9 protein-coding genes are annotated in these 11435 nt (G+C 63.4%); 5 read left to right on the forward strand and 4 right to left on the reverse strand.

The genetic code is table 11. From position 1 onward, the window contains the following. The first annotated feature begins 86 nt into the window (after positions 1 to 86). The 3 genes from SLNSH_RS20610 to SLNSH_RS20620 all read left to right on the forward strand — a co-directional run bounded on the left by SLNSH_RS20610 (position 87) and on the right by SLNSH_RS20620 (position 3434). Complete coding sequence (locus tag SLNSH_RS20610; RefSeq protein ID WP_106339497.1) at positions 87 to 1406, forward strand: GumC domain-containing protein; 1320 nt, start codon at positions 87 to 89, stop codon at positions 1404 to 1406. 163 nt (positions 1407 to 1569) lie between these two features. Then, positions 1570 to 3039 (forward strand): flippase, encoded by a 1470-nt coding sequence (locus SLNSH_RS20615; protein ID WP_106339499.1) that lies wholly within the window; start codon positions 1570 to 1572, stop codon positions 3037 to 3039. Positions 3040 to 3080: 41 nt separating this feature from the next. Further along, positions 3081 to 3434 (forward strand): hypothetical protein, encoded by a 354-nt coding sequence (locus tag SLNSH_RS20620; RefSeq protein ID WP_146140334.1) that lies wholly within the window; start codon positions 3081 to 3083, stop codon positions 3432 to 3434. Positions 3435 to 3489: 55 nt separating this feature from the next. Here SLNSH_RS20620 and SLNSH_RS20625 read toward each other — a convergent pair whose 3' ends face one another. Together SLNSH_RS20625 and SLNSH_RS20630 are read right to left on the reverse strand one after the other, a co-directional pair. Beyond that, the gene (locus SLNSH_RS20625) at positions 3490 to 4590 is read right to left on the reverse strand and encodes an acyltransferase family protein (protein WP_146140335.1); all 1101 of its coding nucleotides are present in this window, start codon (positions 4588 to 4590) and stop codon (positions 3490 to 3492) included. Between the two features lie 176 nt (positions 4591 to 4766). Next, positions 4767 to 5933 (reverse strand): acyltransferase family protein, encoded by a 1167-nt coding sequence (locus SLNSH_RS20630; RefSeq protein ID WP_106339505.1) that lies wholly within the window; start codon positions 5931 to 5933, stop codon positions 4767 to 4769. A gap of 506 nt (positions 5934 to 6439) precedes the next feature. Between SLNSH_RS20630 and SLNSH_RS20635 the strand changes: the two genes are divergently transcribed. Both SLNSH_RS20635 and SLNSH_RS20640 read left to right on the forward strand, forming a co-directional pair. Then, the gene (locus SLNSH_RS20635; RefSeq protein WP_106339507.1) at positions 6440 to 8173 is read left to right on the forward strand and encodes a type I secretion system permease/ATPase; all 1734 of its coding nucleotides are present in this window, start codon (positions 6440 to 6442) and stop codon (positions 8171 to 8173) included. A gap of 4 nt (positions 8174 to 8177) precedes the next feature. Next, positions 8178 to 9482 carry an HlyD family type I secretion periplasmic adaptor subunit gene (locus SLNSH_RS20640; RefSeq protein ID WP_245422430.1) on the forward strand — a complete coding sequence of 435 codons (1305 nt, stop codon included), beginning with the start codon at positions 8178 to 8180 and terminating at the stop codon, positions 9480 to 9482. 516 nt (positions 9483 to 9998) lie between these two features. On the opposite strand, the gene rfbA is transcribed toward SLNSH_RS20640, so the two are convergent. Next, positions 9999 to 10865, reverse strand: a complete 867-nt coding sequence (rfbA, locus tag SLNSH_RS20645) for a glucose-1-phosphate thymidylyltransferase RfbA (RefSeq protein ID WP_106339511.1) — start codon at positions 10863 to 10865, stop codon at positions 9999 to 10001. Further along, the coding region (locus tag SLNSH_RS20650) for an SDR family oxidoreductase (protein ID WP_146140336.1) at positions 10862 to 11435 on the reverse strand (574 nt) is incomplete at its 5' end. The genes SLNSH_RS20650 and rfbA, both read right to left, overlap by 4 nt.

Below are 11435 nucleotides of genomic sequence, written 5' to 3' on the forward strand. Positions count from 1 at the left end.
AATCGTCAAACTTGACGTTAACGATAATTTCGCCGGCGTTCAATGTCGGCTGGGGCGAGCTCAGCGTAGACGCAAGGAATTCAGGCATGACTTCGATCCGACGCATTCTGCCTGCTGGCGCCGGCTGGAACACATTGGGCGTGTTGGCCCTGTCGCTTCCGATTGCGCTTGCGGCCGCGCTGTCCTACCTGCCGGCGAAGCGCTTCGAGGCCAGCACTCTCATTCTTCTGGATGGGTCGCGCGGATCGGTGGCGCTCGTCGGTTCGGAAGACCGGCGAGGCGGCAACGAAGTTATCACTTACGATCAGGTCCTGAAGACGCAGCTGAGCATCGCGGGCAGTGAGGACGTGATCCGCAAGGCGGTTGCTGCCGTCGGCCCAGGCCGCCTCCTGGCCACGCAAGATTTCGCGCCTGATTCCGACGTGACTGCGGCCGCGTTCGCGGTAGCGAAGGCGAATTCGATTTTCACCGTCGAGCCGAACACGTTCATTTTAAAGATCGCATTCAGGCACGGCGACCCCGCAATGGCCGCGAGGTTTGCCAACCAACTTGCAAGCGAGTACCTGGCTCGCCGAACGGCTCTTTATCGCAACCAAGGCGACGTCGATTTCTTCAGGGAGCAAGAGAAGCGATTCAACGACGACCTGCACGCGGCTGCGGCGGCCCTCGATGTGTTCAGCCGGGAAAAGCGGATTTATTCGATATCGGAGCAGCGCCGGTTGTTGCTCCAGGCCCGCGCCGCGGCCGCCAAGGAATTAGACGACAACGCCACCCAGGTCGCGCGCGCAGAGAGCGAACTCAACTCACTCAAGTACCAGCTTAGCTCACTTCGGAAGAACATTACGCTTCCGGTGGAGATCTTCGGCGAGTCGAACCTGGCGCCAAGGGGGCCCAAGCGCGACGAGGCTTTGTCCAACGATCCGCCGTTGCTCAACGTCAAGATCTATCAGGAGTCCGCCGCCCGGCTGGTCGCGATGAACGCCGATTTGGCTGGGCTCAGGGCGACGGCGTCCCTCAGGTCGAACGAAATGTCGCGCATCGAGGCTCAGCTCGATCAGTTGGCGGCGAACGAGGCCACCTTCGAGGATTTGCAGCGACGGGTGACCCAGGCCAGCGGCTACATCGAAAATCTTGCGAAACGAGCTGGCGAAGCGCGAATTAATGACGCGTGGCGGTCTAACGAGGCATTTTCGACGGCCCAGGTTATCCAGAGCGCCACGGTGCCCGGAAGTCCCAATTTCCCCCGGCCGATGCTCTTCATGGCTCTCGGAGTTACCTGCGGGCTCATTTTCTACGTGATCGTCACCTACCTGTCGCACACGGCTGTACGCAGTGGCCGCAGCCGTTCCAACCTTTCCTTTTGGACGGGATGGGAGCCGCGAGCGATTCGAGCCTGGCCGCAGTGAAGTGCTGTTTCTGCGAGGCGGAGAGGCGAGGCCATTGCATGCCCAAGTACGCTGATCTACCGCAAGCGGTTCTCCGGGCGAACCTCAGTTCCCAGCTGTTCGTTCAGCCGCGTGAAACCGGCGATTTCCTGGGCGGGCGTGAGCAAGGGGCGAACCCCGCCTCATGAAGACGAGAAGCATCAGCGTCAACTTTCTGGCGAACGCGACGGGGACTCTCGTCACCATCGCGGTGTCCATTCTCACGGTTCCGATTTTTGTTCACCGTATCGGGGAGGCGCGCTATGGCGTGCTCTCCATCGTGTGGCTGCTGCTCGGCTATTTCGGTTTTCTCGATCTCGGCCTTAGCCGCGCGTCCACTAACGCGCTGGCTCGCCTGCAGGCATCGTCAACAAGCGATCGCACCAGCCTCATCGTCGCTTCGCTGCTGGCCAATTTAGTGATCGGCTGCGCGGGCGCCGTCGCCCTCTATTTGGCCGGCATGGCGCTGATGACCTGGTTCATTACGGTCCCGGAGGCCATCAAGCCCGAGATCGCGTTCGCGCTGCCCTGGGTGGCCGCCTTTCTGCCACTTGCCCTCGTATCCGGCGTGGCGGTTGGGATCCTCGAGGCAAGCGAACGTTTCACGGCCGTGAACGCGCTCCAGACATTCGGCGCCGTCCTAGGGCAGGTCGCGCCGGTCGTTGCAGCGATCCTGATTTCGCCGACGCTGGACGTCGTCGTTCCGATCGCCGTGATTGCGCGAGCGGCAGGCGTCCTGCTGATCCTCGCCTTCGTGGTGCTGAAGGAGGGGCCCTGGGGATCGTTTGTGGTGCAGGCCGAGGCCCTGGTGGGCCTGTTTAAATACGGAGGCTGGGTCACCGTTTCGAGCCTCGTGAGCCCGCTATTGCAGTCCATCGACCAGTTCGTGATTGGGTCCACGCTCGGGGTGTCTGCCGTCACCTATTACGCCATCCCGATGTCCCTAGTGACGCGCAGCCAGTTCTTCGCCGTCGCCCTATCCCGCGCCTTGTTCCCGCGCTTGTCCCGCCTTGAAGCGGCTGAAGCGCAGCGCGTGTTCGAGAAAGCGACACTGACGCTCGGCTTCAGCTATGCGGTGATCTGCGGGCCGGCGATCTTCCTCGCTAAGCCGTTCATCGCGCTCTGGATCAGCCCGGCCTTCGCTGACACCGCTGGCCCGATCGCCGCCCTATTGATGCTCGGCGCGTGGATCAACGGCCTCGCGTTCGTTCCCTTCAGCCTGCTTCAGGCACGGGGCCGGCCTGACCTGACCGCGAAATTCCACCTGCTTGAAGTCTTGCCCTTCCTGCTCATCCTCTGGTTCTTGACCAGTCATTTCGGGCTAATCGGCGCGGCTCTGGCGTGGGTGTTCCGGGTCGCCCTTGACGCCGCGCTCCTGATGTGGGCGGCCAAGGCAAAGTGGCCCACCCTCTTGACCCTGGGCATACCGGCGGCCTGCCTCGTCGCCTGCTGCTTCTGCGCGTGGATCATCCCCGTTTCAAACATTCTGAGCCTGGTCTGGTCCGTCGCGGCCGGAACGGTTCTTGCAATAATCGGGATTGTATCGGACCCGGTCTTGCGGCGGACAGGCGGTCGCACCCTGGGGCACCTCTTCTCTCGACGCGGGCCAGCATGAGAGCGGACCAACCAAGAGGTCACTGAATGGACGAGGATAGTATGCGTCAGCTTGTCGAGCGGCAGACGATGATCATGCTCGATCTCGTCAAGAGGGTGAATAACCTGACTGCGCTGGTAGAAGCTCAGCGCCGAGTAATCTGGTTTGCCTTCGACCATCTCAATACAGAGCCACAGCACCTCGTGCAAATGACTATCAGGCAGGTCATCGATTCGGGTTTCGACTACGGCATGGATGCGGTCGTGGCCGCCCGATTCCGTGAAGAACTCGAGTACCTCGCCAATTTGGGGCTGCGCAATCCGAAGCTGCTGCTCGAGTTCGGGGGGCATTACGGCAAGCGGGAAGAACCCAACCCCAATAGGGCCAGAGAGCTCGCGCAGGCGGACAGAGCCTGACGGCTTCTGCGAAAACGCGATTCCAATTTGGTGATCGGGCCAGCGGATCGGAGCGCTAGGCGAGTGCGCGACGAGCGATACGGATGATTCGCTGCTCGACTAACAAATGGTACAGGACCCCGGCCAAGACGCTCACAGCGGCAAGGAGCGGAACCGCAACGAGCATGGGAAGCGAGCCCCACCCTGATTTGAACAGCGCCAGCAGCGTCGCCGATTGAGCGATCCCGTGCACCAGATACATCGAATATGACGCTGCGCCCAATAGCTGCAGCCAAGCCGGCACTTGAACGCGGCCCTGCCGATCGAGCTCAACGAAGCCGATAATGGACACTACCGTCGATAAGCCGAACACCGTTCTGGCCAGAAGCGGCGTTTCCAGGACGTACTGCCCGAAGAACAGGAATCCCGCGAAGGTCGCTAGCCCTGCCACCGCCATGCACAGGGGCGCCGGAGCGCGGTGGCGCATGAGCCAAACCGCTGATCCGACGCCGACGATAAACTCTAGATTGAAGGGATTGAAAAAGATGGACAGCGGAAACGCCAATGGAGAGAAGCTGAGGTTCAGAACGATGATCACAAGCGCCCAACCCAGCAACACTCGCTTGGGTGAGAACTGCGTGACGATCAGCAGGGCGAACACGGAATAAAAGAACATTTCGTGCACCAACGTCCAGGCTACGCCCAGCACCGGATGCACGGGAAATGGCATCAGGAGGACGGAAAAGACGAAGTTCAGCGGGTCGCGCTGGCTGGGTTGGCCCGCATTGGGAAAGGCCAGGTAGAGCAAGAACAGGGGAATCAGGATGATCCAATAAGGCGGATACACGCGGCTGAAGCGGCTCGCCATATAGGAGCGCAACCTGCCCGGATTTCCGAGGTCGTTCCAGTGGATGTAGGCGATAATGAAGCCGCTCACCACGAAGAAGAAATCGACCCCCACCCGGAAGCCCCTCAGCCAGCCTCCGAGCGGCTCCTGCGCGTAATAGCGGGGCTCGCCTAGGATGGAGCCGGCATGCGTCATCACGACCAAGAACGCCGCCATGGCTCTGCCGGCCTGGATGGTGGCGAATCTGTCCTTCTTGGGTGGGGTCAGGGTTCCGACACGGGACTCGACGGCGGTGGACGTGGCAGTTGCAGGCGTTAATGTCGCTTCCACTTTGTCTCCATTATGACACCGACGAATCAAGCGCACGTCGGGCGTGGCCCAACGAGGCCGTTAGTCGCCACCCCACCGCAATCTCGGCTCAAAGAGGGGCGGGTGGTTCCCCATGGTGCTTCAGAACCCAATGTTAAGGGTGGATCAGCAGCTGACCCGCACCGACGATTCACAATTCATCGCAGAGAGCCAGGCAGCTGGGCGGCTAGACTTTCGACATGCCAAGGCCGTGCAGGCCTGTTGGATGACCTGAGAGTGGCCTTAAGGCGGAGGAAAGGAGCTTCGATATACCGGTGGGACAGACCTGCCAGCGCTATACAGGCAAGGATCGAGACCGCATTGCTCCATCTGGGTAATATCCCGTGCCCAAGCAGAATGACGGGAAGGTGCCAAAGATAGAAGCCGTATGAGATCTTGCCCAGCCAGACCAGGGGGCCGAAACTCAGTGCAGAACTCGTTTGGTTACGCTCTGAGACAACGACAATCAGCCAGGCTGTCGCCAGTCCGGCAACGGAAATTCCAAGGGTGAGGGCGTGGGGTGACGTGTTTCTGCTCGCGAACAGCATGATGCAAAGTGCCACCAGAGGCACGAAAGGCGCTCCAATCAGCAGCTTCCGGAATCCTACGGGAAGGCGAACAAGCGCCAGCCATGACCCGATCAGGATCGGCTCGATGTGGGTGTCGAGCCCGAAATAGACACGGTCCGCCGGGGCGCCGCTAGCAACGAGATACCATCGCCAGGCGGCGCACAAACAAATGGCGGCGCCGATCCAGCGCGTCGGTCGTCTGCCGATCAGGAGGGAGAGGAGCAGCGGCCAAATAAGGTAAAACTGCTGCTCGACAGCCAGCGACCATGTGTGGGCCAACCCATTTTTTGGATAATCGCCATATGCGAGGGCGAAGTTCATCAGGTACGCAAAGGCGACGCCCGTGTCCTTGAGGGTCGGCTGATCGGCGGCGCTGGACACCAGACTGAAAGCTAGAAGGGCAGCCAGCATGGCCCAGAGGGCGGGAACGAGTCTAAGAGATCGGCTGAAATAGAAGCGGGGCACGTCCACCCGTCCGCTCTGCGCCAGCTCAGCAGCGAGCAACCCGGTGATCAGATAGCCGCTCAGGACGAAGAATACATCCACGCCAATCCACCCGCCGGGCAGGTAATCGGGCCGAGCGTGTACGGCAACGACAACAAGCACCGCGACGCCGCGCATGCCATCCAGAGACGGCTGGTATTTTCCCCGGGCGAAGATTGCAGGTTCTGGCTTCGTGTTACTCTCGACTCCGTCGTCTTTTTCAGCGAGCAGCCTGCGGGTGCAGTTTGTCGGAAAATTTTCATCTGCGAGCATGTCATCTGTCAGATTATTTGACAAATCACCCCCCCCATTTCCCGCAGCCGCACCACTTAACGCGAAATCAACGCTTTTGAAACCAAATAAACTGCCATACGGTAAATTACGTAAGGCGGTCCGCTCGCAACGGTCGTTGGCCCCGGCCGCAGGGACCGCTGGAGGTGCGGAGATCGGGCTAACCGCGAATCGAGATTAGCGCGGGCATTTCAAACAGTAACTTTGCTCAAGTTGGGCAGAGGGCGGCAGGGCCGTCATGCCGGCCCCCAACATCCGGTTCACGCGCGGGGAGGCCGCAAATCGGCCGCCTATAATGGCTAGATTATTGACGAGCTGAGGCGAGCCGAGGGGGACAGCTGCGCCCCATGTTCGATACGTTTCGCTTCAGGGCCTCACGGTCAGATCGCGGTTACGATTAGAACCTGCGCGGACATGCTAGCTTAACTCATCGTCAAGCGTTTTAGGGCCGACTGACGAGGATTACTTCATCGGGAGTTTCTTTGCGCATGCGAGCCGAAGAGCCGCAATCCGCTCCGCTCGACAGGGCCATGCGGGCGATCCGCCCCGCCATCATCGGCGTAGCGGTCTTTTCGTTTTTCGCCAACGTTCTGGTTTTCGTGTCGCCGATCTACATGATGCAGGTCTATGACCGCGTCCTGAGTTCGCGCAATGAGACTACCCTTACAATGCTGTCGATTATCGCGGCGGCGCTGCTCTTGTCCTATGCGGCGCTGGAGAAGATTCGTTCAATGGTGTTGGTGAGAGCCGGCCTCAGGCTCGATGCTCTCCTGTCGAGGGACGCGTTCGACGCCGCGCTGCAAAGCGCGCTGCGCAACCGCGGCGGGCAGCATGCCCAGATGGTCCGCGACGTGGACACGGTTCGCGAATTCGTCAGCGGCTCGGCGCTCGTCAGTTTGCTGGACGTGCCCTGGGCGCCCGTTTTCCTGGCCGTGTGCTTCCTGCTGCACCCCCTGGTGGGGCTGGTGGCGCTCTCGGGGGCCGTCGCCTTGTTCGGCTTGGCGTGGTGGAACGAGAAGCTCACCAAGGGTCTGCTCGTGCAGGCTGCGATGCACGGCGCGGCCTCTTATGCAAATCTGTCCTCGACCCTGCGCAACGCGGAGGCCATTCGCGGCCTCGGCATGGCTCCTTCCATCCGCGGCCTCTGGGAGGCGCAGCATGTCGAAAGCCTGTCCCGGTCAGTGCAGGCGAACGATCTTGGCGGCCTGATCTTGTCCCTGTCCAAGTTTCTCCGCGCCGTAATGCAGGTGTGTATCCTGGGCCTAGGTGCCTGGCTGGTGATCCGCCAGGAAGTTTCCGGCGGGGTGATGTTCGCTTCGTCGTTGATCATGGGGCGCGCGCTCGCGCCCGTGGAGCAGGCCGTGGCACAGTGGCGCTCCTTTGTTGGCGCGAGGAGCGCCTATGAGCGTCTCGCCCGTGGTTTCGCGCAAGCGCCGGCGCAGGCCCGGCCGCTTCGCCTGCCGTCTCCCACCGGCGAGGTGGCGGTCGAGAGCCTTTATGTCTGCGCGCCCGGCGGGCGGCAGCCTATGGTCGCGGGCGTCTCCTTCAAGGTTACGCCGGGCGAGGTGGTCGCCATCGTGGGACCTACGGGGTCGGGCAAGTCGTCCCTCGCCCGGGCGCTGGTGGGCGCATGGCCGGCCACCGGCGGCACCATCCGCTATGACGGCAACAGACTGGATCACTTCGATCCCGACCAGATCGGCTTGGCGTTGGGTTACTTACCCCAGGATATCGAGCTCTTCGCCGGCACGGTCGCCCAGAACATTGCCCGTTTCGGCCCGCTGGACGACGCCAAGGTGGTGGCGGCGGCCGAGATGGCCTGCGCGCATGGCCTGATCCAGCGGCTTCCAGCCGGGTATCAGACCGCCGTTGGGGAGGACGGGGTCGCGCTGTCGGGCGGCCAGCGGCAGCGCGTCGGTCTGGCGCGCGCCGTCTATGGCGATCCGGCCGTGATCGTACTCGACGAGCCGAACTCCAACCTCGACGGGGAGGGCGACCAGGCGCTCGTGGACGCGATCCGGCTTCTCAAGCAGGCCGCTCGCTCGGTCATCGTGGTGACGCACAAGCCCGGCCTTCTGGCGGTCGCCGACCGTGTCCTGGTCATGCATGACGGCAAGATCGTGCGCGAAGGACCGCGCGACCTGATCATGCCGCTAATCCTGGGTTCGAGAGTCGCCGCGGGACCGCAACCGGCGCCGCGGCGCGCCGTCCAGAGCGTGTGAGGCCATGTCGTCTATACCAAAAATTCCGGGCGACTGGTCCCGCCCCATGGCGGCCGGGGCCGGCGTGATTGCGCTCACCTTTGGCCTGCTCGGCGCCTGGTCCGCAATGGCCAAGCTCGACAGCGCCGTGGTCGCGCCGGGCAGCATCGTGGTGGAGAACGACCGCAAGGTCGTACAGCACCTCGAGGGCGGCATCGTGTCGGAAATCCTGGCCGACGAGGACCGGCGCGTGACGGAGGGCGAAGTTCTGCTGCGCATCGCCTCGGTTCAAGCCAAGTCGGCCGTCGCCACGGCCCGCAATCAGCTTCTGGCTGCGCAAGCTGAGGAGCGCCGGATCCTCGCTGAACTCGACGGGGCCGAGATGGTGGATTTCGGCACCGAGATGACCGGGGCCGACTTGTCCGACGACGTGAAGCGAGCTTTGGCCGACCAGTCGCGCATCTTCGTCGACCGCCGCGACGCTCGTCGCAACGAGATCGGCATTTTGCTGGAGCGCAGCGCCCAATCGGAGCAGCAGATTCGTGGGCTGAAGGCTCAGCTCGAGGCGTCAAGGACGCAGTCGGCCTCCTATGCGGACGAGATGACGAAGGTGCGGCCGCTGGTCGACAAGGGCCTCGTCGCCGCCCCGCGGATCCGGCAAATCGAGCGCGCCAAGATGGAGCAGGATGGTCGGACCGGCCAGCTTTCCTCGGATATCGAGCGCCTGGAACGCGTCATCCAGGAGGCACAGTTCCAGATCTCCGGCGTTCGGCGCAAGGCTAGAGAAGAGAACGCTTCCCGTCTGTCCGTCGTTCGGTCGTCCATCTCGGACCTAAAGGACAAGGTGGCGGTGGTCGAGGACGCGCTCCGGCGGTCGGACGTCCGCGCGCCCAAGAGCGGCCGGATCGTGAACCGCAAGGTCTTCACGGTCGGGGGCGTCGTGCATGCAGGCGAGACCCTGATGGAGATCGTTCCCGACGACGACACGCTAGTCGTGTCGGCGCGTGTCCAGCCCCTCGACGTCCCGCATCTGCATCCCGGTCAGGCCGCCGAGGTGCGCGTTCCGGCGCTGAGGTCCCGTTCAACCCCTATCGCGCTGGGCGAAGTGCGCAGCGTTTCGGCCGACGCGGTGCGGGACGAATACAGCCGGCAGCCCTATTTCGAGATCCGCATCTCGGTTCGGGTCGACTCGTTCCCGCCAGAGCTTCGTCGCAAGCTGATCCCGGGCCTTCCCGCGGAGGTGATCGTTGCGACCGGCGAACGCACCGTGCTGGCCTACCTGACCCAGCCCCTGATGGACGCCATGCAGCGCGGCATGCGAGAATTTTGAAATTGAGATTGGCTACTACGGGGGAGCGGTCCGATCGCTCCCATCCGCTTTCGGAGCTGGCGATCAGCTGCAATGGCGCGATGTTTGGAGCGCCATGAGCTATTTGGCAGAGTAGGTTACTCCATCGAGAGTTTTTGCAGCAGCGCAATACAGGCCTATTTTTCATGGAATATGTTTTTCGACGCTGGCTTAGTGCGCAGTAGCCTGCATCTTCGAAGGAAAACGTCGCATTGAGAAGGCGAGGTCGAAAGCAGAGATTTGGCTTGCCCCTTCGCACTGCAACCGGCGTTATGCCTGCATCCGGACGTTGGTGGGAGCGTATGTTGGACTACGTGCTTGCCGTTCGACGCAGCGACTAAATGGATTTCGAGGGCGCGTTGGCGCTGCCGCAAGAGGCGGATAAGCAGCCTCGGACAAGTCGATCACGGCCGTAAGCGAGCGGATCTAACGGCTCGAGGTCGAGATCGAGCGGCTGCGCGCGGCGGCGCGCCGCAGCCGGATTATGCATCCCGGCGCTCAGGCGTCGGCGAGCTTCAGCAACGCCCGGCCATACGCCGTCTTCCCGAACAGCCGTGCGCTCTTCAACAGCTCTTCTCGCCCGATGAAGCCGTTCAGGTAGGCGATCTCCTCCAGGGCGGCGATCTGCAGGCCCTGGCGGTGCTGGATGGTGCGGACGAACTCGCTCGCCTCCAGAAGGCTGTCGTGGGTGCCGGTGTCGAGCCAGGCGTAGCCGCGCGACATCAGCTCCACGTTGAGCTCGCCGCGCTCCATGTAGGCGCGGTTGATGTCGGTGATCTCGAGCTCGCCCCGGGCGGAGGGCTTCACCGCCGCCGCGATATCCAGCACGGCGTTGTCGTAGAAGTAGAGGCCGGTGACCGCCCAGTTGGATTCCGGCTCGGTCGGCTTCTCCACGATGCGGACCGCCCTGCCGGCCTCGTCCAGGGTGACCACGCCGTAGCGCTCCGGATCCTCCACGTGGTAGCCGAACACGGTCGCGCCCGTCTCGCGCGCCGCGGCCCGATGCAGAAGGTCGATCAGGCCGGCCCCGTAGAAGATGTTGTCGCCCAGCACGAGGGCGACGCGGTCGGCGCCGACGAATTCGCGGCCGATCAGGAAGGCCTGGGCCAGGCCTTCGGGCCGCGGCTGCACGGCGTACTGGAAGCGCACGCCGAACTGCTCGCCCGAGCCGAACAGGCGCCGGTAATTGTCGAGATACTCCGGCGACGAGATGATCAGGATGTCGCGGATGCCGGCCATCATCAGCGCCGACACCGGGTAGTAGATCATCGGCTTGTCGTAGACCGGCAGCAGCTGCTTGTTGATGGCGAGCGTCGCCGGATGCAGCCGCGTGCCGGAGCCGCCGGCCAGTACGATGCCCTTCATGCGTGCGCCCCTTGCGTGGCCCGTTCCGGGCCGATGAGTTCGTCCAGCAGTTCGCCCAGCGCCTCGCGCCAGGGCCGCGGCTCGATCCCGTAGGCGGCGCTGAGCCGCGCCGTGGAGAGCCGCGAGTTGGCCGGGCGGCGCGCCGGGGTGGGATAGTCCGCCGTGGCGATGCCCTCGACCGGAACGGACGGTCCGCCGCGGGCGGCCGACTGCGCCATGATCTCGCGGGCGAAGCCGGCCCAGGTCACGTCGCCGCGGTTGGCGAAGTGGAAGGTGCCGGCCGGGGCCGCCGCGTCGCCGGCGAGGCGCAGCGCCACCGTGGCGAGCGCCGCCGCCAGGTCGGCGGCCACCGTGGGGTTGCCCCATTGGTCGTCCACCACGCGCAGCAGCGGCCGCTCGGCCGCCAGCCGCAGCATGGTCTTCACGAAGTTGGCCCGGTGCGGGCTGACCACCCAGGCCGTGCGCAGGATGGCGTGGCGCGGGTTGGCGGTGCGCACCGCCTGCTCGCCGCCTTCCTTGCTGGCGCCGTAGACCCCAAGGGGCGCGACGGGGTCCTCCGCCTCGTAGGGG

This window comes from Alsobacter soli (assembly GCF_003004785.1).
GTDB classification, from domain to species: Bacteria; Pseudomonadota; Alphaproteobacteria; order Rhizobiales; family Beijerinckiaceae; genus Alsobacter; species Alsobacter soli.

Excerpts from the sequence above, each read along its gene's own strand:
- SLNSH_RS20635 (WP_106339507.1), top strand. The coding sequence starts at position 6,440 with ATGCGAGCCGAAGAGCCGCAATCCGCTCCGCTCGACAGGGCCATGCGG.
- SLNSH_RS20610 (WP_106339497.1), top strand. The coding sequence starts at position 87 with ATGACTTCGATCCGACGCATTCTGCCTGCTGGCGCCGGCTGGAACACA.
- SLNSH_RS20640 (WP_245422430.1), top strand. The coding sequence starts at position 8,178 with ATGTCGTCTATACCAAAAATTCCGGGCGACTGGTCCCGCCCCATGGCG.
- SLNSH_RS20615 (WP_106339499.1), top strand. The coding sequence starts at position 1,570 with ATGAAGACGAGAAGCATCAGCGTCAACTTTCTGGCGAACGCGACGGGG.
- SLNSH_RS20620 (WP_146140334.1), top strand. The coding sequence starts at position 3,081 with ATGCGTCAGCTTGTCGAGCGGCAGACGATGATCATGCTCGATCTCGTC.
- rfbA (WP_106339511.1), bottom strand. The coding sequence starts at position 10,865 with ATGAAGGGCATCGTACTGGCCGGCGGCTCCGGCACGCGGCTGCATCCG.
- SLNSH_RS20630 (WP_106339505.1), bottom strand. The coding sequence starts at position 5,933 with ATGCTCGCAGATGAAAATTTTCCGACAAACTGCACCCGCAGGCTGCTC.